This is a genomic window from Paenibacillus crassostreae, assembly GCF_001857945.1.
In the GTDB taxonomy this organism is placed as follows: domain Bacteria; phylum Bacillota; class Bacilli; order Paenibacillales; family Paenibacillaceae; genus Paenibacillus_AQ; species Paenibacillus_AQ crassostreae.
The window spans coordinates 2,014,949-2,036,546 of record NZ_CP017770.1 but is presented as its reverse complement, the minus strand read 5'-3'; the positions used below and the strand labels follow the sequence as shown (position 1 = coordinate 2,036,546).

At 41.2% G+C, this 21,598-nt stretch carries 18 protein-coding genes and 1 riboswitch; of the genes, 12 read left to right on the top strand and 6 right to left on the bottom strand.

Going from position 1 to position 21,598, the window contains the following annotated elements; all coding sequences use genetic code 11:
* Positions 1-116 precede the first annotated feature (116 nt).
* Entirely contained in the window at positions 117-989 is an 873-nt protein-coding gene (locus tag LPB68_RS09555) for a 4-hydroxybenzoate octaprenyltransferase (protein WP_068659894.1), read from the top strand.
* Positions 990-1,077: 88 nt separating this feature from the next.
* Here LPB68_RS09555 and LPB68_RS09550 read toward each other — a convergent pair whose 3' ends face one another.
* The 3 genes from LPB68_RS09550 to LPB68_RS09540 all read right to left on the bottom strand — a co-directional run bounded on the left by LPB68_RS09550 (position 1,078) and on the right by LPB68_RS09540 (position 4,626).
* The gene (locus LPB68_RS09550; RefSeq protein ID WP_068659892.1) at positions 1,078-2,058 is read right to left on the bottom strand and encodes a polyprenyl synthetase family protein; all 981 of its coding nucleotides are present in this window, start codon (positions 2,056-2,058) and stop codon (positions 1,078-1,080) included.
* 4 nt (positions 2,059-2,062) lie between these two features.
* On the bottom strand, positions 2,063-2,521 hold the full coding sequence (locus LPB68_RS09545; RefSeq protein ID WP_068659891.1) for a hypothetical protein: 459 nt from the start codon (positions 2,519-2,521) through the stop codon (positions 2,063-2,065).
* A 230-nt stretch (positions 2,522-2,751) separates the two neighbouring features.
* Positions 2,752-4,626, bottom strand: a complete 1,875-nt coding sequence (locus LPB68_RS09540; RefSeq protein WP_068659889.1) for an NAD(P)/FAD-dependent oxidoreductase — start codon at positions 4,624-4,626, stop codon at positions 2,752-2,754.
* 477 nt (positions 4,627-5,103) lie between these two features.
* Here LPB68_RS09540 and LPB68_RS09535 point away from each other — a divergent pair, with 477 nt between their 5' ends.
* The 3 genes from LPB68_RS09535 (at position 5,104) to LPB68_RS09525 (ending at position 7,560) form a co-directional block, all read left to right on the top strand.
* Complete coding sequence (locus LPB68_RS09535) at positions 5,104-6,360, top strand: MFS transporter (protein WP_068659887.1); 1,257 nt, start codon at positions 5,104-5,106, stop codon at positions 6,358-6,360.
* A 106-nt stretch (positions 6,361-6,466) separates the two neighbouring features.
* Positions 6,467-7,132: an oxidoreductase gene (locus LPB68_RS09530; RefSeq protein ID WP_068659885.1), complete on the top strand. Its 666-nt coding sequence runs from the start codon at positions 6,467-6,469 to the stop codon at positions 7,130-7,132.
* Between the two features lie 47 nt (positions 7,133-7,179).
* Positions 7,180-7,560: a RidA family protein gene (locus tag LPB68_RS09525; RefSeq protein WP_068659884.1), complete on the top strand. Its 381-nt coding sequence runs from the start codon at positions 7,180-7,182 to the stop codon at positions 7,558-7,560.
* A 150-nt stretch (positions 7,561-7,710) separates the two neighbouring features.
* Here the strand turns inward: LPB68_RS09525 and LPB68_RS09520 are convergent, their stop codons facing one another.
* On the bottom strand, positions 7,711-8,469 hold the full coding sequence (locus tag LPB68_RS09520) for a tryptophan-rich sensory protein (protein WP_068659882.1): 759 nt from the start codon (positions 8,467-8,469) through the stop codon (positions 7,711-7,713).
* A gap of 518 nt (positions 8,470-8,987) precedes the next feature.
* Between LPB68_RS09520 and LPB68_RS09515 the strand changes: the two genes are divergently transcribed.
* From LPB68_RS09515 to LPB68_RS09505, 3 genes are all read left to right on the top strand, one after another.
* The gene (locus tag LPB68_RS09515) at positions 8,988-12,086 is read left to right on the top strand and encodes a DEAD/DEAH box helicase (protein ID WP_068659880.1); all 3,099 of its coding nucleotides are present in this window, start codon (positions 8,988-8,990) and stop codon (positions 12,084-12,086) included.
* 53 nt (positions 12,087-12,139) lie between these two features.
* The gene (locus tag LPB68_RS09510; RefSeq protein WP_068659878.1) at positions 12,140-12,856 is read left to right on the top strand and encodes a hypothetical protein; all 717 of its coding nucleotides are present in this window, start codon (positions 12,140-12,142) and stop codon (positions 12,854-12,856) included.
* 63 nt (positions 12,857-12,919) lie between these two features.
* Positions 12,920-13,798 (top strand): M15 family metallopeptidase, encoded by an 879-nt coding sequence (locus LPB68_RS09505; RefSeq protein ID WP_068659877.1) that lies wholly within the window; start codon positions 12,920-12,922, stop codon positions 13,796-13,798.
* Positions 13,799-13,892: 94 nt separating this feature from the next.
* Here LPB68_RS09505 and LPB68_RS09500 read toward each other — a convergent pair whose 3' ends face one another.
* A complete protein-coding gene (locus LPB68_RS09500) occupies positions 13,893-15,983 on the bottom strand; it encodes an ATP-dependent helicase (RefSeq protein WP_068659875.1) in 2,091 nt (696 codons plus the stop codon).
* Positions 15,984-16,178: 195 nt separating this feature from the next.
* Here LPB68_RS09500 and LPB68_RS09495 point away from each other — a divergent pair, with 195 nt between their 5' ends.
* The 5 genes from LPB68_RS09495 to LPB68_RS09475 all read left to right on the top strand — a co-directional run bounded on the left by LPB68_RS09495 (position 16,179) and on the right by LPB68_RS09475 (position 20,440).
* A complete protein-coding gene (locus LPB68_RS09495) occupies positions 16,179-16,898 on the top strand; it encodes a zinc ribbon domain-containing protein (protein WP_068659873.1) in 720 nt (239 codons plus the stop codon).
* 54 nt (positions 16,899-16,952) lie between these two features.
* Positions 16,953-17,789: a TrmB family transcriptional regulator gene (locus LPB68_RS09490; RefSeq protein ID WP_068659872.1), complete on the top strand. Its 837-nt coding sequence runs from the start codon at positions 16,953-16,955 to the stop codon at positions 17,787-17,789.
* Positions 17,790-17,793: 4 nt separating this feature from the next.
* Positions 17,794-18,081, top strand: a complete 288-nt coding sequence (locus tag LPB68_RS09485; RefSeq protein ID WP_418303824.1) for a hypothetical protein — start codon at positions 17,794-17,796, stop codon at positions 18,079-18,081.
* A gap of 142 nt (positions 18,082-18,223) precedes the next feature.
* Positions 18,224-18,323: riboswitch (purine riboswitch) on the top strand.
* 170 nt (positions 18,324-18,493) lie between these two features.
* The gene (locus LPB68_RS09480; RefSeq protein WP_068659870.1) at positions 18,494-19,069 is read left to right on the top strand and encodes a xanthine phosphoribosyltransferase; all 576 of its coding nucleotides are present in this window, start codon (positions 18,494-18,496) and stop codon (positions 19,067-19,069) included.
* Positions 19,070-19,099: 30 nt separating this feature from the next.
* The gene (locus LPB68_RS09475) at positions 19,100-20,440 is read left to right on the top strand and encodes a nucleobase:cation symporter-2 family protein (protein WP_068659868.1); all 1,341 of its coding nucleotides are present in this window, start codon (positions 19,100-19,102) and stop codon (positions 20,438-20,440) included.
* Between the two features lie 131 nt (positions 20,441-20,571).
* Here the strand turns inward: LPB68_RS09475 and LPB68_RS09470 are convergent, their stop codons facing one another.
* On the bottom strand, positions 20,572-21,474 hold the full coding sequence (locus LPB68_RS09470; protein WP_068659867.1) for a diacylglycerol/lipid kinase family protein: 903 nt from the start codon (positions 21,472-21,474) through the stop codon (positions 20,572-20,574).
* Between the last annotated feature and the right edge of the window lie 124 nt (positions 21,475-21,598).

Below are 21,598 nucleotides of genomic sequence, written 5' to 3'. Positions count from 1 at the left end.
AAGGTACACATGCTAAAAGCTTGAGTATAGTTCTTAATGGATTAGATCAGTCTTGAACAACAGCAGAGAGTTATAGGGAGGAAGTGAACGTCGTCTAGGATGGACGGTGAAAGTAGATGGATTATAAAAAAGTGATATATAAAGGGAAACAATTTGGTGAACTCGTCATGTTCTCTCATACTCTGTTTTCATTACCTTTTGCGGTGATATCCATGGTATGGGCCGCAGGAGGCTGGCCAACTTGGTGGATTATGATTTGGGGATTAATTGCCTTAATTGGTGCTCGGAATGGTGCTAATGCCTTTAACAGGCTGGCTGATCGCTGGTTCGATGAACAGAATCCACGGACGGCTTCAAGGCATCTTCCGAAGAAATTGTTGAAGACAAAAGAAGTTGCTATTTTTATCACAGTGAATTACCTCATATTTATTATTGCTGCATCCATGTTGAATACATTATGTATGGTATTATCTCCGGTTGCTATTCTCCTTATCACGGTGTACTCGTATACGAAACGTTTTACATGGCTAAGCCATCTGTATCTTGGATTTGTAATCGCATCTGCTCCCATTGGAGCATGGTTTGCCGTAACAGGTCAGTTCGCATTTACACCTTTTGTGTTAGGCACGATTGTTATGCTGTGGATCGCTGGCTTTGATGTGATATATGGAACACAAGATATTGAGTTTGATCGGAGACATGGGTTATGGTCTATTCCTAGCTTCTTTGGTCTAAAGTCCGCTCTATGGATAGCCAAAGGAATGCATTTTGTTATGATGATGATGTTAGTGTTCCTCTATTATTTCAGAGATTTAAGTTGGATGTATCTGATTGGACTAGGTATCGCTACAATCCTGCTTATGACGGAGCATGGGATCATCAAACCGAACCAGCCTAAATTAATGAAAATAGCTTCCTATAATTTAAACCAAGTCATCAGTATGGTTATCTTATTCTGTACATTAATAGATTATTTTCTTGTGTCGTAATTATAAGTTGATTATCCATTGGAATTCAAGAACACCCTATGTCATTTGAAGATGACATAGGGTGTTTTTGGATGGTTCAACCGTTTGATTAATGATCACGTCCAGCAAAGTAATGGAGTAAAGACTGAAGATCCTGATGGGCTGGGAATGAAGAAAGTTGATTGATAATCTGCTGAGCTTGCTCCAAGTAATAAAGACTTAGTTGTTCAGTCTGTTCTAATGCCCCAGAAGAGCGAATGATCTCGATAGCAACATTAATCTCGTCAGAGGTTGATCCAGCATGTATAGAGCGGATAGTATCTGCGATTTCAGGTTTTTGAAGAGCATAGATGACGGGCAACGTTACTTGCCCTTGGATCAAATCGCTACCTGCTGGTTTGCCGAGTAACTCAGGTGTCTGAGTGAAATCGAGTAGATCATCTTGAATCTGAAAGGACATCCCGAGGTGCTCACCAAATTTGTAAAGCAGGTCTGTGATATCAGGCTTAGCCTCTGTAGATAAAGCCCCAACTCGCAGACATGTAGCCATAAGCTGAGCGGTCTTATTTCTTGATTTCTCTAAATATTGCCCAAGTGAAAGACTATAGTCATACCGATGTTCAAGTTGCTCATATTCACCTATGCAGAGCTGAGCAGTTGCTATTGCTGATAAGTCATGAACATAACGGTTTCTTTCGGAGCTATGGGTAGAGAGAAGTTCGATAATTCGCGCAGACATATAACTACCAATATATACGGCCTCAGATACACTTGTATTCATATGCATGGAGGGTTGCCCTCTTCGCATTTCTGCATGATCGATGATATCATCATGAACAAGTGAAGCAGCATGAATGAACTCCGCAGCTGCAGCTAGTTCAATCTGTCGACGTCCAGGTGGCTGGGTACCAAATCTACTCCCGACAATGACCATTAAAGGGCGAACTCTTTTGCCACCAGATCGAACTAATGAAAGAATACTCTCTAATATAATTGAGGATGACGGCAAGTCTTTATCTGATGTAACAATTTGCTCAATAGCTTTGTTAATTCGAGGTAGATTGATGTTTAAAGTCTCATGAAGTTTCATATCGTTACCCTACCTGTTCAACACTGTTATGGTTATTGTCACACTGAAATTCTATATTTAAGAACTGTTCCAAGCATGTGAGTAACAACTCAACTTCGGAATGTCCCTCAGCCCAAATGATTTGCCACTTCTTGATGTGAGGTGCTAGGAAAGAGATCAGATCGAATTCTTTAAACTGGAGGGCTAATTGAATATAAAGGCTGTATAAATAATCTCCATCAAGAACCTTGCGAGTTAGATTCGGATCAGAATAATGGCAGTCTTTATGGCGACTAGTTGCCAATTTGAGCAATGTGTAAAGTGTAAGAATATGAACTCTACGCTCGTGTTCTATGTCGTAACGATTCAATAATGATTCCGCAACCAGTAAATCCGCCCGATCTATGTCCAACACAATCTTAGCTACTGGTGAACATTCAGTCTGGAGGATGAGGAAGGTTTCATTCATAAGTTGTGTGTGCATATGCTTCACCCCTTGGAATCGGTATTGTAGTCTAAATTAGATATTCAATAACAATGTAAAAATAAGGAGAGTAATGTGCTAGAAGCACATTACTCTGAATTAAAAATATAAGAAAGTATAAGTTTTACGCTATACTTTCTTATATTTCTCGCTTAAACACTTACCGTCATTATAAGGACCGAAGGCGTTTATGCTTGCTTAGCTTTTAAAATACCAATTATTCATTAATTTCAGTCTGTGAATAAGTACCAACGTCTAACGAGTGGAATCCTCTTCCATTGTTTCTTCAACCATGGAAGTACGTAGTAATCAAGACCCAATACGCTTCCTGAACCACCGATTAATGCAATAGCAGCTGTTACATACCAGATCATTTCAGTTGGTGCCATACCTGAAGTCCAGATCATAACGCCTAAACCGACTGTCGCAATGGATGAGACAGCTGTGAAAAGACCTAAGATAAGTAATGCACCTAATGTCATTTCCGCTACAACCATTCCGATTTGGAATACTTCAGCAAGTACGGTGTAACCACCATCAGATGTATAGAAGAAAATATCCATAAAGGTATTCATAATGCTAGTAATAAATCCAGGAACAGGTAGAGCGGTTAATGTCTCACCTGTTGCTTCAACTGCAGAAGCAGCAGTTTGAGCATCTACGGTCTCAGCAACATTGGTTACAGCTTCACTTGCTGCTGATGTTGCATCAGCTAGTGGAGAGGCAGGGATTAGGAATATTCGAGATGGATCATCCAGAATACTACCTATCTTATTCCAACCTTCTTTGAACCACATAAACCCAACAAAGATACGCAATGGGAATAGCCAGAAATTTGGTGAACGTTTGGAGAAATGGCCACCTAGGAAACTTCTACGATTCTCAACATGGAAGAACTCATGCATCAGATAAGACCATACTTTATTAAACCCAGCAACAGTAGATAGATAGAATAGATTGATAAAGTGCTTAGAGAGCATAGCCATAAATCCAGTAAGCATGAACATCTTATTAGGAAGTCCTACATTGGCAACACCATAACGACTACCAATCGATACCATTGTACCGTGAAAGGCAGGTTTGTAGGATTTCTTCGCTGTACTCATGATGTCAGCGTGTATGTTGTGAGCAACGATTGGTGCAGCTTGTTCTGCATTCTCAACCATTTGGGGAACGGGACGTTCCTCGCCTTCTGGAATGAAGAAGATGTTGTCTCCGACAACATAGACATTCTCATGATCCATGCTTTGTAATTTATCATTAGTTTCTATACGTTTGCGACCTTTTTGCGTTACATCCAAGTTACCAACGATTTCTGAACCTTCAACTCCAGCAGTCCAAACAATGGTATTTGCTGCAACTTCCATGTCACCCAACTTGACTGCAGAAGGATCAACACCTGTAATTTTGGCATTAACAATAATTTCAACACCCATTTTACGAAGTCGTGCTTCGGATTTAGTGATCAGCTTCTCAGGCAGAATCGGCAGAATCTTCGGAGCCATATCGGCAACAACTAAACGAACATCTTGTGGATCAATATAGAATTCCTTACACAATTCATCGCGATTCTCAGCCATTTCACCGATCAATTCAACACCGGTAAACCCAGCACCTACAACAACGAAAGTGAGCTTTGTTTTGCGGATAACAGGATCTAATTCCTTCGCTGCTTCTGTGAACATATTACGAATCTGTTCCTTCAAACGAACCGCATCTTCATATGACCATAGTGGGAAAGTATTCTCTTCTGCACCTGGAATTCCGAAGAAGGTTGGTTTGCTACCTGTACCGATGACTAGATAATCATAGTCATATTTAGCTTTGCTTGATGTTAAAGTTTGTGTTTCGAAATCGATATTCTGAATATTGTCAAGAACAACATCCACTTTTTGGTTAGCAAAAATCTTTTTAAGATCGATTTTAATCGCATCTTCAGGAGTACGATTAGCTACTACCTCATGTAGTTCTGTTAGCATGGTGTGATAAGGATTACGATCAATTAGCTGAATTTCAACTTCAGTATTCTTTTTGAACTTCTTAGCTAACTTTTTTGCGGTGAGAACACCGCCGTAACCTCCACCCAATAGGACAATTTTCTTCAACTTAAAGTTCACCTCATTAATAGTAAGTATATTTCAAATTCTTATAATACCAACGATAGCTATACAATAACAGTTATTATTTGACACCTTAAAGAGCTTCCTAAGTCAATATAACACTGCTGTATTATTACTATCGTATTGATAATCACTCTCCACTTATATAGTGAAAGGGTACCATGATAAATGTCTCACTATATGTGAAAAAAATCACTTAAAAAACAAAAAAATAGTTTTAATTATATTAAAATCTCTTCTATGGAAATGAATTATATCAGGTTATGTCATATTAGGGAAGAGAAAATACGAAAAAGATGGAAATTTATCTATATTTGCATGTAGATTAATAGAAAGGATATAAAAATCAAATGGCTATTTTAAATCTTATTGACAGAAGATGGTGGGAGTGTAGAATGGTGACAAAAGGACGGTGAATCCATTTCTGCTTGGAGAGAGTGATACTAAAAGGAGTGCATCATCATCAGAACGACTTCTATTGCTAAACAACGACGGAAAATCTCACTGCAACGGAAAAATTTATTTATTGCAACAACAGAGGGGATTCCTTCAACGATTTTTCAAACATTATTGGGAGGTCCATTTCTTACGGGTTACTTATTGTATTTAGGTGCCGGATCCAGTGTTGTTGGTTTTGTACTCGCTATTACAACGTTAGTTAACGTAGCACAAGTGTTTATTGCTTATATGATTCAGAAATTGCAAAGTCGGAAGTGGGCACTCGTTATATTTGTTGCACTTCACAGGTTACTTTGGAGTTCTACAGGACTTATTCCGTTTCTTTTTGATAAAGAGTGGTGGGTACCTGTCTTCATCATATTATACACATCTGCATTTCTAGCTAATACGGTGGTCGGGGTATTATGGGCGTCACTTATTAGCGATATCGTACCTGCTGGTGTAAGAGGTAGATACTTTGGAATTAGGAATACTTTCTTGAATGCCTTGGGAAGTATCATGTTGTTTGTTGGTGGTAGAATACTTGATAGTAACCCTGAAAGCACGGGGTTCATGATACTATTTATACTCGTATGGATATTTGCAATTGCTAACATTGCATCGTTCTTCTTTTATCCGGATTTACCATTTGAGAGATCGAAAGAGAATAAGCTATTACCGATGATGAAGAAGCCATTTCATGATAAACCTTTTATGAAGTCGACAATATTTCTAGCCTCCTGGCTATTCCTACAGACCTTAGTCGTCCCATTGTTCTCGTATGTCATGTTGGATATATTACATATTAATTATCAGACTGTCTCCATACTGACCATTGTACAGACGATTTCTATGATGGCAAGTTTTTATGTGTGGGGTAACCTTAATGCGAAGTTCAGTAATAGGACATTGCTCTTCTGGACACTTCCGATTATTGCTCTTTCTTGTATGGTTTGGGGACTCGTTTCGATATTGCCAATGTTTTTTGTACTGGTCATATCACATATGTTACTAGGAGCGGGAGTTGGTGGGTTCAACCAATTAGTGTTTAACTTTACGATTGGAGATACTCCCAAGAGTGAAAGACCGATGTTTATTGCGATGTATGCTGCTATAACGGGAGTTACTTCTTTCCTAGGACCGGTGATAGGTGGACAGATATATAAAATTATTGGTGTTCTTCCAAGCTGGGTACAGGAGTATGGATTACAGACTATTGTAGGGACGATCATGTTATTAGTTGCGCTGACACTGGGACGGAAAATATTAAAAGAAACATAGTACATTACATTATGCTTTAAAAACTATGATTATGCTTCCGATGCGAGTTTTTAACGAAGTCATTCAATAAGAAGCCTATGCTTTAAAAACTTTTAAGGAGAATCCTATGAAATTGCAGGCTGTTGTATTAGGGGCCAGTGGATTAGTTGGAAGTTTTGTTGTTGCAGAATTATTACAACGCGATGAATATGATGGCATAAAATTGCTTGTCAGACAACCATTGGACATTCAGCATCCAAAGCTTTCTCAGATTGTAGTTGATTGGGATCGCTTGGATCAATATCACGAGATATTCTCAAATGTGAGAGATGTGTATTGCTGTCTAGGAACTACAATTAAGAAGGCAGGATCCCAGGAACAATTTCGTAAAGTAGATTATGATTATCCTGTTCGTGCAGCTCAATTGGCACAAGAGCAAGGGGTAAGTCAGTTTTTGGTTGTATCAGCTATGGGTGCGGATCCTTCATCTCGTGTGTTCTATAATCGTACAAAAGGGGAAGTGGAGGATAAGCTTTCAACTATTGGGCTACCAGCAGTACATCTCTTTCGACCATCACTGCTACTTGGGCAGCGTCAGGAGAAGCGGTTGGGAGAACAATGGGGTGCCAAATTTATGACTACCTTCGACTTTCTTTTCCGGGGAAAAGGTATTAAATATCGGGCGATCCCTGCCAGAGTAGTCGCACGTGCGATGGTGAATATTGCAATAAAGAGACCGACTGGTGTTCATATTTATCCGAATGATGTCATTCATATTCTAGGATTGGTATAATAAGTGGAAGTTAAAGATCATGACTTAGGTTGAAAGGGGACAAATAAATGAGTAAACAAGTGATTTCAACGGAGGCAGCTCCAGGAGCAATTGGACCATATAGTCAGGCAGTTGAGGCAGGAGGATTCATTTTTACATCAGGACAACTGGGAATTAACCCGCAGACGGGGGAATTTGGTGAAGGAATTGAAGGACAAACACGTCAATCACTTCGTAATGTCCAAGCCATTCTCGAATCTGTAGGTGCTGGGATGGACCAAGTAGTTAAGACAACTGTTTTCTTAAAAGATATGAATGACTTCGTTGCAATGAATGAAGTCTATAGCTCATTCTTCTCACAACCCTTTCCAGCGCGTAGCGCAGTTGAAGTAGCTCGTTTACCCAAAGATGCCTTAGTTGAGATCGAAGCTGTAGTGTTGAAGAAATAAGGCAGGATGATCAAGTGAGTTAATAAATGAGCTATACTGAATCATTTTCATAATTACGCAAACTATTTAAGTTACATAGGCTATTATGAAATTGATTCTCACAAAATGGATTGTATGGGATTCACCGTACAGTCCATTTTGCGTATCCACTTAATCACGATCTCGATTGCGGATCAGGAACAACCACATCGAGTAAACGAATAGAATGACGATCAGGATAGAGGCTGCTAGGAAAACTTGTTCATCGTTCCTTTGCTTTAAGGCAATGGCAATATATGCCCAGATGTAAACAAGCGGGATTACGCTATCGCGATAAGGGTAGCTAGATAATAAGGCGACAACACCTCCGATACAGAGCATAAGGACAGCCCAGGTTCGTTCTTCTAGATCGAATACTCCCCATTCATTCTTCGAGAGTACGATAGCAATATTCAAGATGGTAGCAATACTAATCCAACCTAAATAGAGACTGAATGGTAGTTTGACTATCCATTGTTCAATTATGGTAAGGTTAGTGATCTGCATCGTACGCCGATACAAGTGAATTAGTGTTAGTAAGAGCAACAACATAGCTACAACTGACAATTCAATATAGAGGTACTGCCATAATAAGAGCCATAAGATATTGATGATATTGCTAAGTGTGAACACAATTCCAATGGATGATATGGATTTGCGTCCGATATTATTTTGTCTGAACAGGTAGTATATGAATCCTGCAAGAAGGATATAGATGACGATCCAGATCGTGAAAGCATATCCAGCAGGTGTCATGTACGTAGGATACATATTGGATATTTCTCCAGTGGTTCTCCCACCAAGAAGTGTGGTATTTGCAAGACAGTTGACGATTAACATGATTATAAATGAGACGAGGGTTATCCACATATAAAAGTTATGTTTCGACAAGGCTAGATGCCTCCTCTATCTATATTAGTTAGTTTAGCTTTGTTGAATTTAGTACAACCACTAACATAAGCTATGCCCATATTGGCTAGAATAGTATTCATCGATTCTTCTTGAATTTGGATTTACGATAGTTGATTACTATTCACGTTTGGTTGTTATTGGTTCAGAACGTATGGTATGATGTACAGTGGTAAATGGAGTTTAATGTCATGATTTATGATAAAGAAATTGCTGATTTTGTACAAATATAAGAAAGTATAAGTTTTACGCTATACTTTATATCTTATATTTCTCGCTTAAACACTTACCGTCCTTATAAGGACGCCGAAGGCGTTTATGCTTGCTACGATCATAAACCTACCTTTGGAGAGTAAGCTTTAGGTGGGTTTTTTTCACATTATAAGTTAAATAGGAATCAATTTCATAATTATGCAAACCAGCTACATAGGCGATTATGAAATTGATTCTAGGTAAGTTGCAATAAAAATATGTGAGCAGTGAAACGACAGGAGACAACGATGAATCAACCGCTATATGGCGTATGGTTAGGCGATGTATTTTTTTGTTTTTCCGGTGAGGTGTCCGAACCTAGGGTGGATGCATGGAGCCGGGTAGTTAAGCAGTTTGAATGGAATAATGGAACTCGACCATTTGCTCAGGGAGTACTTCGCCTGGCAGAACTTCGGTACCCTTCTCCAACCTCAAGTACCAGAGTTAACAACAGACGTGGTGAAAGACGCCAATTAATGGGTAGGACATTAGAGGGTCTTGCACTTTCTCCACAAGATGCATTTATGATGCTTCTTGCATGGGATGAAGAGAGGTATCTATCCCAAGGAATACAGCCAGGAGCAGAGATGAGTTATTGGGTAAAAGTGGCACATTTCGCATTGGAGCTTATGCTACGAGGCCGGGTTGCACCAGGGACTGCGCCACTGGTTACAACAGGATCACGCAGACGTAGCAGCGAACAAGTTGTAACGGCTCGTTGGCTACCTAGTTTGAAAGACAAACGCGAAGTGGAACGCTTCTTACAACTGGCTGCCTCTATCCCACCTCTTGCCTTTGGTGTGCCTGCATTCCTAGGCTCAGAGACGAAGGAAGAAGCTGGAGCTAATGTGCTTCATTCTTTTTTGAGTGCGATTATTCATACTGAAATGAAAGATGTCATCCATGGAATAGAAAGTAAGCTGTCGCGATATATGGCAGATTACCGAAGGGGATATTCCCCTCTATCCGAATTGTGGTGGGATGGGCTCTTGACGGTAAGTCGTGATATTTCAATCCAAGGTTCCCCTGATGAAGTAAGTGAGTTAACGAATGTGGTGTCTCATATAGGAGGTACTTCTATTCCTTCGATTGCTAAGGATGAAGAGGCAGCTCTGGCACAGCAAAAGGGTCGTTTGAAATTAGGTTTACGAATGGAACCAAGAATGCTTGGGGACGAACAACATTGGTATGTTTCATTTTGGGCGGAGATTCAAGATGATTATGGAACATGGCTTCCTGCAAGCTTTATTTGGGGCAGGACTCAACGTGGGTTGGAAGTTCGAGGGAGACAATATGAAGCGATTCAGGAGCAATTTTTAATGACACTTGGAGAAGCTGCGAAGGTGTCAAATGAAATTCGTTATGCTTTGAATCGCCCTGCTCCAGAGGGAATGGATCTTACACCGGAACAATTATTTAGCTTCGTGCGGGAGGATGTGCCGCGCTTAAGTACTTCAGGAGTGAGTGTACAGCTTCCTTCTCGTTGGAGTCGCGAACGGCGTCGAGTCGGATTATCGCTTAGAATGGTACAACCCGAAGCGGGTGAGGGTAGAGAAGGTGTCCCTATTGCTCTGGGTATGGAGAACTTAGTCTCATTTGAAGTTGAGGCTGCTATTGGAGGAGTAACACTAACACTCGAAGAAATGGCTACGTTGGCAGAATCTGATGTCCCCTATGCGCAATTTCGTGGAGAATGGATTGAAGTTGATCTCAAAGAAATTCGTCAGGTTATGCGCTATATTAAACGACATGAAAAAGGCCAAATGGAAATATCTGATTGGATGCATTTAACAGCCGAAGATGGCGATGAAAGAACGTGGAAAGGCCTCAGTATCATGGGTATGCAAACGGTGGGGCGCTTATCTGCGCTACTCGAAAGTACGAGCTCGAGAGATGTGCCAAGCCGTTCGACCCCGGAATCTCTTCACGGCGTACTACGCCCTTATCAAGAACGTGGTTATCAGTGGCTGGCAGCGATGAGAGATCTGGGCTTTGGTGTATGTCTAGCTGATGATATGGGGCTTGGTAAGACTGTTCAGGTTATCACTTGCATTCTAGAGCGGTTGGCGGAACAGACGAGACCTGTTCTGATTGTCTGCCCAACGTCGTTACTTGGGAATTGGCAACGGGAGTTACAACGTTTCGCACCGGATATGTCGATTTACATCCATCATGGAAATAAGAGACTTCATGGGGAAGAACTTCTTCAACAGGTTACACAGCATCATGTTATCCTGACAACATACCATTTATGTGGTAGAGATGGTGTAGATTTAGCGCAGGTATCATGGGAGACTGTTGTCTTGGATGAAGCTCAATACATTAAAAATTATCGAACGAAGCAAGCTCAAAGTGTAATGAAATTATCTACTCCGCATCGGATTGCCATGACGGGTACTCCGGTGGAGAATCGCTTAGGAGAGTTGTGGTCTATTTTCCAATTTTTAAACCCTGGATATCTTGGTACTTCATCATCCTTCCGTCAGCGCTACACCGGAGATGCCAACCAGGAACGCTTGAAGGAACTTCATCAATTGGTTGCACCCTTCATGCTTCGTAGACTCAAGAGCGATCCAGATATTGCGAAAGATCTACCAGAGAAGATTGAACTTAAATCTTATTGTACATTAACCGATGTGCAGGGTGCGATGTATCAAGCAGTTGTTGATCAAATGTTAGTACAAATTGAGCAACGCACTGGTTTTGCGAGAAAGGGTCTAGTATTATCTTCATTAACTAAATTGAAGCAGATTTGTGATCATCCGCAGCTTCTCGGCAAAGAAGAGCATCGGGCGACCAAACAGGAAGCTTCAGGAAAAATGGATCGTTTATTAGAGATTCTTGACAGTATTGAGGAATGCGGCGAATCGGCACTTATTTTCACACAATATGTGGCGATGGGTCATTTGCTGGTGTCACGCCTTGCTGCAAGATATGGTAAGGAACCTGCATTCCTACATGGGGGTGTATTGAAGCAAGAACGGGATGAGATGGTTCGCTCATTTCAAGAAAGTGAGGGACCGACGTTCTTTGTGCTTTCGTTAAAGGCAGGCGGAGTGGGTCTCAATCTAACACGTGCAAATCATGTGTTGCATTATGATCGTTGGTGGAATCCAGCGGTAGAGAATCAAGCGACGGATCGGGTATTCCGGATTGGCCAGAATAAGAATGTTCAAGTACACAAGCTTATCTGTCAAGGGACGTTGGAAGAGCGAATTGATGAACTTATTGAGAATAAAAAGGCGCTATCAGAACAAGTCGTAGGTTCGGGTGAAACTTGGTTGACTGAGATGTCAGATACAGATCTGAAAGATCTTATATCATTACAAGGTGAGGACTGGATGTAATTCTAATATCATCTGGCGTGTCCTTGAATATAATAAGAGTAGGGGGGATAAAGTTGACAAAGGTAGAGGATATCGTACTAGAGGCACATTCTGGACGATGGATAGCGACCTTGAACGATTCCCTTGATAAAACCCTAATGCACGTAGTAAGTATTCCTGTGGAAAAGAGTTCTCCTCAGATACGAGAAGAGATACTCCAGGAATTGCGAGGGAATCCTCATGACCTATACTGTATACTTAATGGGGAGACTCCATTGTGGGTTCTTGAATTGTTGCCATCTCCTATTCCATTATTGTGGGAAGAAGCGGGTTGTGATTGTGGGAATGTGAATTGTACAGCATTGTTATCCATGCGTGAATATGCTTGGGATCAATTGATGATAGATCCACTTATGAAGCTGACTCTGTTAGGCTTGCCAAGACAAGAATTATTATCTAATGTATTTGATGCTTGGGCTAGTTCAACGACTTCACAGGAGAAGGAAATAGCCTTACTGGAAGCTTCGATCGCCAAAGAGAAGGAGAAGCTAGGACCTACTCCAGGCGACTGGTTAGCAGAAGCCGCAGAACAAGGGAAATTACATGATCCAGGTCCTCTTTTTCAAGATGTTACGATACACCTCTCTACGCAGGAAGAATTGGAACTAAATGCTGATGATTGGTCACCGTTGTTGAAGAGTGTTCCTGGATTTCAGAAGGCGTTGCGAATGGTTATTAAGAAAACATCAGATTCTGCCGAAAAAAGACGTAAGTTATACTTTAAAATATAAGAGAGTCAATTTCATAATCGCCTATGCAGCTTAAATAAAATTTATCAACAAAGGAGAGCTACGATGAATTCACAGACATGGCGACCAAAAGATTGGAAACGTCTGTTAATAGTGCCCACACTTATTCTGTGTTGTGTTCTACTTGCAAGTTGTGGACCTAAAACAGGGGGTTCCGCACAAGAAGAAGGACAAGCCCTACAGGCTGCACCTGCCGGTCAAGGAGATCAGAAGGAAATTGTGGAGAATGAACAAGGGGCAGCGAACAGTGGTGGACAAGCTGTCGATCCTGTAATGGCGGTGCGTAGTGAGAGCTCCATCCAAGCCACAATCCAAGAAGTAGAAGGACAATCTGTAGTAACAAATCCAGAGGCGATAACAGTGATTGTGAATAAACAGCGGGGTCTTCCAGAGGGATATGAACCGAAGGATCTAGTGGAACCTAATGTTCCCTTTTCCTTCGATGGTCCACACGAGAAACGAATGATGCGTAAAGAAGCCGCGGAAGCCTTGGAAGAGTTATTTGCTGGTGCAGAGGCTGACGGAATTGAATTACGTGCGGTATCAGGTTATCGCTCCTATGATCGTCAAAAGGTAATTTACGAGACTAATGTTCGTAATCGAGGAGAGGAAGCAGCTTCTCGCGTTAGTTCCACACCAGGCAATAGTGAGCACCAGACTGGTCTTGCAATGGATGTGTCTAGTCCAAGTGTAGGGAATGTACTCGAGGAATCATTTGGTCAGACTGTGGAAGGTAAGTGGTTGGCAGAGCATGCATCGGAGTATGGATTCGTGATCCGATATCTTGAGGGTGCTGAGGATAGGACAGGATATGTATATGAACCATGGCATATTCGTTATATAGGAACGGATATAGCACCGGACCTAGCTGACAGTGTACTGACGGTTGAAGAATATTTCGATGAAACGAATATTAAGCTTTAGTCGTTCATGATGTGCGACAGCTCCAGAAGACAAACAAGGAAACAGTGGATCAGGGGTTGTCCCAAGGTCTACTGTTTCTTTGTCATTATTAAGATCAACTAGAATGCTTGCGTATCACCCCAAAGGCTTCCAATATGAATCGAGATGGCTCAACCGCTTTGCCGTGATAATGGCTTGGTGAGGTGATATATAAGGATTCCTTGGCTCTGGTTACAGCTACATATGCTAAACGACGTTCCTCCTCAATCGCAGCTTGAGCGAGCTTGGATTCAGCTGTCTGTGGGTGAGTAGCTTTCATTTCTTGCGGGATCTTCTCTTTGAGCACTGTACTATGAGGAAGAATTCCCTCGCTGGCGCCAATCCAATAGACTTGACGGAATTCCATCCCTTTAGCACGGTGGATGGTTAGTAATTGTACTGCATGACCTGCATTGCCATCACGCATATCCTCCATTTGTTGATGTCGTAAAGTTAACTCATCAGCATGAGCTATGAATTGCTCGACCGTACTAAATCGTTCAGCAGCACTCTCAAGTTCATCCAAGCTATCGGTAAGTGTCTCTTTATATTGGGTGTGAAGAAGTGGATCTCCAGCCTCTAAATACTTATCATAAAAGATTCTTCTCATTTCTCGAATTGCGTATACAGGTTTGAGTGATGTTAGCTTCTTGATCAATCGGATTCGCTCTTTAACGGCTGCCTGTTGGAATGGCTGAAGACGATCCCAATGCGAGAGGTGAATGAGAGGGTATTTCTTTGATTGTTTCCTCTCTTGTTCCATCAAATAATTAAGTCCCTCTTCACGAGAAATATAAAGTGGACCAAGTGTACTCTGAAAGGCTTCTTTACAACGCGGATCGAGTGATAATCGAAGATGATCCATTAACGTCTTAATGATGGTCTGATCATAAAAGACGGTATTGTTGCCATATTGGACAAAAGGGATTCCGCGAATTAATAATTGTTCTAATACGGAACGACTACTACCAGCAGTTCGATGGAGAATAGCAATATCAGAATAGGAGATCTCTCCAAGTCGTACTTGTTCTTCTATATGATCAACAACAAAGGAGGCTTCTTCCTCCACGCTCATAGGAGATGCATAGTAGGGTGGATTACCTTTAGATCCTGCAGCGACTAGTTGCTTGTTTCGGCGGAATACATTGTGAGCGATGAGTGCTGTTCCTAGACCGAGAATCCGCGAATCGCTTCGATAGTTGATGGGAAGTGAAATAATGGTGGCGTCTGGGTAGACTTGATCGAATTGCAGAACAGATTCTTGTCGTGCACCATTAAAAGAATAGATCGTCTGGTCATCATCGCCTACGACCATAAGATTGCGATGCCCTGCAGATAACTTCCGTACGATATCATATTGTACTGTATTCGTATCCTGAAACTCATCGACCATCAAATAGCTGAATCTTGATTGTAGTTCGGTTAGTCGAGAAGGATCATTCAATAATTTTGTTGTGTGTAACAATATATCATCGAAATCCCATTGATTACGTCCTTGTTTCCATTCTTCATAGGCCAGCATAATCTTCTTGATCTTTAATTCTTCAGCTGTATCAGAAGGAAGATCAGTAGGCCATTCACCATTCATTTTCCAAGAGGAGAGTGCGGCTAAGAGTGTCTCAGGTTGATAAGTCTCTCCTACTTTCAGGCGACGTAATATGATTTTCATAATCGTATGTCTAGTTGAGAAATCACTGAGGATTTGTTCTCGTTGACCCGATTGACGTAATACTGCTAACCCAAATGAATGGAAGGTTCGTGCTTGTACAGAGCGTGCTGCTAAGGGTGTAATACAAGGTATATTAGCGATACGGGCTTTAATTTCTGCTGCTGCTTTGCTCGTGAATGTAACTAATAATATTTGTGAAGCAGGAACACCACGAACAGCAATTAAATAACCGGTACGTGCGGCCAAGACGGTTGTTTTGCCACAACCAGCTCCAGCAAGTGTGAGTAATGGTCCATGACCGTGACGAACAGCGTCAATTTGTGGTCCATTTAGAAGAATCCCTTCTTCCTCCAGTGCACGGAAGTAGAACGCATCCTCCACGGCTGGTTGAACGAGTTCTTTACTTGTTGTAGTTGGAGCAGATGGGGTCTGTGGTAATGGTGTGGTAATGGGCACGCCGGGCGGATGTGACTGATATTGAAGAGTGGGTTGATGCAATTGCGGCCTACCTTTCTGAACTGTACAGGATATACCTTTTCACAATCCATATAAAAATTTGTTATGATAGAGTTAGCACTACGGTTTTTGGGTAAAAAAGAATCATTGATTATTATTATAACGCTAGAGCAAGCATTGGGCTAATCATAGTGTTTGTTAAAAGGATTGTGAACTCGCGAAGGAGAGTGTTTATTTATGAATATTATGCAACGAATTAAAGATGGAGCTAACCGTGCAACGGAGAAGGCTCAAGGACTTGTAGAAGTTAATAAAATTAAAACTCACATGAATGACATTGAAAGAGAAATGGACATCTACTTCTTGCAAATGGGTAAAGTGTTCTATCAGGGTTATCAATCACAGGACATGAGTGAAGCAGAGACAGAAATGGTTAAATTATCGAAAGCTTGTGATACACTGTGGGAAGAAATAGAGGGTCTTCGTGGGCGTATTGCCGAATTAAAGAATGAAAAACTATGTGAATGTGGTCAGGTTGCACCCTTAGATATTAACTATTGCCCGTATTGTGGCACAAAATTGTCAGAGGTTAGGAATCAACCTCGGCAAGGTAAGAGTGTTGTTCCGGAGAAGGAATCAATACAGCCAGAAGATCTGGTTATTCTAAACCCAGAGTATCCAGACACGAATGAGAAGTTGGATTATCCCGTGAATATAGATAAGCAATCACAAGGAATAGACCGAGAACGCAGGCAAGTAGAGGAACTGGAACGTGAGCGTGAGCGCCAACTGGAACTTGATCGGCGAGTTCGTTACTGGAAAGGTCAGGACCACGATGAGTTAAGTGGGGAAGACGAAGTAGCGGCATCAGAGGAAAGTATCAACTGTCAGATATGTGCTGTCGATCTGCCAGTAGGGTCTAAGTGGTGTACACGTTGTGGTGCAGAACAGATATAATATCAATGGTTTCGAAAAAGGGAACACGTTCGTGCAGCCTGGGAGGACATAAGAATGGAACAGTTGTTACATCATCTTCGTAATTTAGGATTTACGGAGATGGAAGCCAAAGTGATGGTCGAGTTGGCTGGAAGTGGCCCGTTATCGGGATATGAAGTGGCTAAAAGATTGGGTGTATCTCGTTCTAATGTATATACGACTTTACAACGATTATCCCATCAAGGATTTCTCCATCAGATTTCAGGGGAACCTGTTCGCTACAGTATGATTAAGACAGAAGAATTAACGCAGATGATCTCAGGTCAAATGCGTCAATCAATCACCTATATTGAGAGCCAAATGCCAAGGGCTGAGCCAGATCATCATCCTTTCTCCTCTGTTGAAGGGAATGAACAAGTCTTGGCGGCGCTTGCTCAAGCGTTGGAGAGATCCGAACGGGAAATTGTCATTGATGTGTCACATGAGGTGGCAACGCTGTTACGTAGTGAATTGGAACGTGCTGAGAGCAGAGGCGTGAGGTTGCTCTGGTCTACGGATGGTGGAGAAACGAGCTTGAGTCGGCAAATGTTGTGGCCAGAGTGGGACTCATCCTTTGCTCAGCCTCCAGTGAGTTCGGTTCGTAAATTCTCATTCGTTATCGATCGGAAGTGGTGTATGATCGGTATGAATGGGAAAGATACCTCTATGATCGCGATGGTCAGTGTACATCCTGCGATGACTGAACTTCTTCTAAGTCATTTCACGCAAGAGATGGTTCTCTATGAAATGGAGAAAGACATTGGGGATGTAATTACGGAGCGTTATGGCCAACATTATGAAAAAATATATAATAAATACGTTGGCATAGACGTTTTTGATGCTAATGAAGATGTTAATTACGATAAGGAGTGATGTAATGCTGGAATGCATCGTACATTTCGAAGTTAAACATAAAGCTGAGGTTAAGCAGTTACGTGGGATCATTTTCATAGATGATAAACAACAGCCTGGTGATGATGAATTGTTGGAAATGTTCAGAGATATGAATTATAATGTGACGATTGCTGATCGAGATCTATTACTATTTAAGCCAGTTGATCCCGCATCAGAGTATACGTCTATTAGAATTACTGAGTTAGATAAAGGTGAAGAACGTTACACAGAAGATCGAGATCTTAAATCGATTCTGTCTAATTTATTATAAAAGAATCAATTTCATAATCGCTATACAGCTGGTTTGCGTAATTATGAAATTGATTCAGTAGTGAAATGTTCACATTAATCTAGTTATTGCCACTTTATTTTGTTATGGTGTATGAGTTATACTTCATAAGTTACATTTCACACTTACATTGTCATACGACTTCCGTATAGGTGCAGGAATCGGCCTGCATGTCTCTACCCGATCACCGGAATGATTGGACTACGGATTAGCCATATCATGTCATTCCTATCTTTCTAAACAAGTGGTTTAGATTTAATAAGGTAGAGTTAGGCAAGTATATTTGTTAATCTAAAGCCCTTCGTTTCCTGCTGAATATTAGCGGTGATGAAGAGCTTTTTTTGATAATTTGGACAACGCAGATTTTACAACTTTTATTTATGGGGGATTTTAAATGGAATTGCTAAGAAAGAAAGTCATTGATGAAGGAATTGTACTCAGTAATCAAGTGTTAAAAGTTGATTCTTTCTTGAATCATCAAATGGATCCAGTCTTAATGAAAGAAGTAGGGAAAGAGTTCACACGTAGATTTGCTGATCAGGAGGTTACACGTGTACTAACGATTGAGTCATCAGGAATTGCACCGGGGATCATGACGGCATTGGAATTAAATGTACCACTCATTTTTGCGCGCAAACAGAAGTCTTTGACGCTCAAGCAGGATATCTACGTGGAGAAAGTATTCTCTTTTACCAAACAAGAAAGTAATGAAATTACGGTATCAAAGAAATTCATGAAACCTACAGACCGTGTGTTGATTATTGATGATTTCCTTGCCAATGGAGAAGCTGCATTTGGTTTAGCACGAATTGTAGAGCAGGCAGGTGCTACGGTTGTGGGGATAGGCATTGTGATTGAGAAGTCCTTCCAGCCAGGACGCCAACTTTTACTTGAGGCTGGCTACCGTGTGGAATCCCTAGTACGGATTGCTGCGTTGGATAATGGAACAGTGAATTTTGTAGAAGAATAGATAGATATGAAATAGGGGGAAGAAAGTAATATGCAACAGCAAGAGCATGTACAAGCACAAGAACAGAATACGGTATTTCAAAAAAATAGAAATCCATTTCAGACGTTATCTCTTGGATTACAGCATGTTTTAGCGATGTATGCAGGTGCAGTTATTGTTCCTCTTATTGTCGCTGGACAGTTAGGTCTTACTTCTGAGCAATTGACCTATTTGATCTCTATTGATTTACTTGCATGTGGTGTAGCGACATTGTTACAAGTATGGGGGAATCGATTCTTTGGGATTGGACTTCCTGTTATGTTAGGTTGTGCCTTTCAAGCTGTATCACCAATGATCGCGATTGGACTGAAAGACGGTGTATCTGCGATCTATGGTGCAATTATTGCATCTGGTATATTTGTTATCCTATTCTCAGGCTTATTTGGAAAGCTAATTGCATTGTTTCCACCAGTAGTCACAGGATCTGTGGTGACGATCATCGGTGTGACACTTATTCCCGTTGCACTAACGGATTTAGGTGGGGGATCAGGCTCACCTGATTTCGGTAGTCCCTTAAATCTATCGCTTGGATTTGGTGTCCTATTGTTTATAGTATTGATGAATCGCTTTACAAAAGGATTTATACGTTCTATATCGGTACTTATAGGTTTAATTGTGGGGACCATCGTATCCGGCATGTTAGGTCATGTTGATTTTGCTCCATTAAGAGATGCGAGTTGGTTTCATGCTGTGCAGCCATTCTATTTCGGCAAACCGACGTTCCATGCTTCAGCCATTATTACGATGATCTTAGTTGCTATTGTTAGTGTAGCGGAATCAACAGGTGTATTTATGGCTCTTGGTAAAATTGTAGATAAAGATATTACCTCAAAAGATCTAAGTCGTGGATATCGAGCAGAGGGGATCGCCATCGTGATCGGTGGTATATTTAATTCCTTTCCCTATACGACCTATTCCCAGAATGTTGGGTTGGTGCAGATGAGTCGCGTGAAAACAAGAGATGTTATCGTCGTTGCAGGTGGGCTTTTGATTATAATAGGTTTCGTACCGAAGATTGCTGCACTTACACAACTTGTGCCAACGGCTGTATTAGGCGGAGCAATGGTTGCTTTGTTCGGGATGGTTGTCTCATCAGGTATTCGTATGCTCGGTGATCAAGTGGATCTTAATCGGTATGAGAATTTGTTTATTATTGCTTGTTCCGTAGGAATTGGACTTGGAGTAACCGTTGTGCCTGAAGTATTTGCACAGTTGCCTGATTCGCTTCGTATTCTTGTAGATAATGGAATTGTGGCGGGTAGTGTGACAGCCATACTTATGAATCTTATTTTTAACGGAATCAAAGGAAAAGGAGCTACTGCTTCAGAATAGTGAAGGCTTATGAAAATGCTCTTGGAATAGAAAAAGGTGCTGCTCCGATTGTAGATGTTATTCTACGAATGGGGCAGCACCTTTTATATTTCGGCATAGCCGTCACTGCTTGAGATGAAAAATTCAATAAGTCAAATTGCTGGGATCATCATTTGCAAGACGCTTGGTGAAACGGTGGAATCGTATGGACGGCTGGACATATTCTCTCCATCACCTAATGCAAGTCTCTTATGCTCACTATGAATAGAAATAGTACGACCACGTAACATGGTAACGAATGGGTAGTTCACATGTTTACCAGTTAATACGCTTGGAAAAAGAGTCAGAAGCTGCATCCGAGTACAGCCATGAACGACGCAGATGTCCAACTGACCATCTGTTGGAATGGCCTGAGGTGATATCTTGAACCCCCCTCCATAAGATGCGCCATTAGAAATAGCTGTCATCCATGTATCTTCATAGGTTACTGTTTCATTATCGCATGTGACCCTGACTCTCGAAGGTCTAAAAGTCAGTAATGTATGAATGATACCGATGATATAAGCAACTCTTCCTGCTCGAAGCATATTGCACCACTTCTTATACCAACTCTGGTTCACATTCTCTGCCACTTGCGCATCGAAGCCAATCGCAAGTGCTGTTAAGGTTAGGACACCGGAAGTTAAGATCAGATCCACAGCCTGTGACTGACCTGTGAGCATCACATTTAATGCGCCTTCCGTATCAAATGGGATTCCAAAATTACGTGCAGTATCGTTACCTGATCCGGCGGGAACAACAGCTAAAGGTATGCCTGTCTTTTGTAGAACAGGCAGGATACTGTGAATGGTACCATCGCCACCAATGATCGCTACAGCTTGCCATAATTCAGGTTCTTGAAGTATATCTGAAATTAAACCTACAGCTTGTTCTGAATTTTCGGTGAAAATATGACGATAGGGTACCTGGCGCGATTGTAGTATTTCTTGTGCTTTGATCCATGTGCGAAGCCCATTCCCGCTGCCGGATTTCTTGTTAATGACAAACAGATACATGGTTTTTCCTCCAAAAGTTGATTATCTTCATTTTAAAAAATTTAGGTTAAAAAAGGAACTACAAAATATGTAAAGCTACATAAATATTAATTATAAGAATCAATTTCATAATTATAAAAAGAAA

Bases quoted from the DNA above. Each gene is read 5' to 3' on its own strand.
- LPB68_RS09555 (WP_068659894.1), top strand. From the start codon at position 117: ATGGATTATAAAAAAGTGATATATAAAGGGAAACAATTTGGTGAACTC.
- LPB68_RS09550 (WP_068659892.1), bottom strand. From the start codon at position 2,058: ATGAAACTTCATGAGACTTTAAACATCAATCTACCTCGAATTAACAAA.
- LPB68_RS09545 (WP_068659891.1), bottom strand. From the start codon at position 2,521: ATGCACACACAACTTATGAATGAAACCTTCCTCATCCTCCAGACTGAA.
- LPB68_RS09530 (WP_068659885.1), top strand. From the start codon at position 6,467: ATGAAATTGCAGGCTGTTGTATTAGGGGCCAGTGGATTAGTTGGAAGT.
- LPB68_RS09525 (WP_068659884.1), top strand. From the start codon at position 7,180: ATGAGTAAACAAGTGATTTCAACGGAGGCAGCTCCAGGAGCAATTGGA.
- LPB68_RS09515 (WP_068659880.1), top strand. From the start codon at position 8,988: ATGAATCAACCGCTATATGGCGTATGGTTAGGCGATGTATTTTTTTGT.
- LPB68_RS09505 (WP_068659877.1), top strand. From the start codon at position 12,920: ATGAATTCACAGACATGGCGACCAAAAGATTGGAAACGTCTGTTAATA.
- LPB68_RS09495 (WP_068659873.1), top strand. From the start codon at position 16,179: ATGAATATTATGCAACGAATTAAAGATGGAGCTAACCGTGCAACGGAG.
- LPB68_RS09490 (WP_068659872.1), top strand. From the start codon at position 16,953: ATGGAACAGTTGTTACATCATCTTCGTAATTTAGGATTTACGGAGATG.
- LPB68_RS09485 (WP_418303824.1), top strand. From the start codon at position 17,794: ATGCTGGAATGCATCGTACATTTCGAAGTTAAACATAAAGCTGAGGTT.
- LPB68_RS09480 (WP_068659870.1), top strand. From the start codon at position 18,494: ATGGAATTGCTAAGAAAGAAAGTCATTGATGAAGGAATTGTACTCAGT.
- LPB68_RS09475 (WP_068659868.1), top strand. From the start codon at position 19,100: ATGCAACAGCAAGAGCATGTACAAGCACAAGAACAGAATACGGTATTT.
- LPB68_RS09470 (WP_068659867.1), bottom strand. From the start codon at position 21,474: ATGTATCTGTTTGTCATTAACAAGAAATCCGGCAGCGGGAATGGGCTT.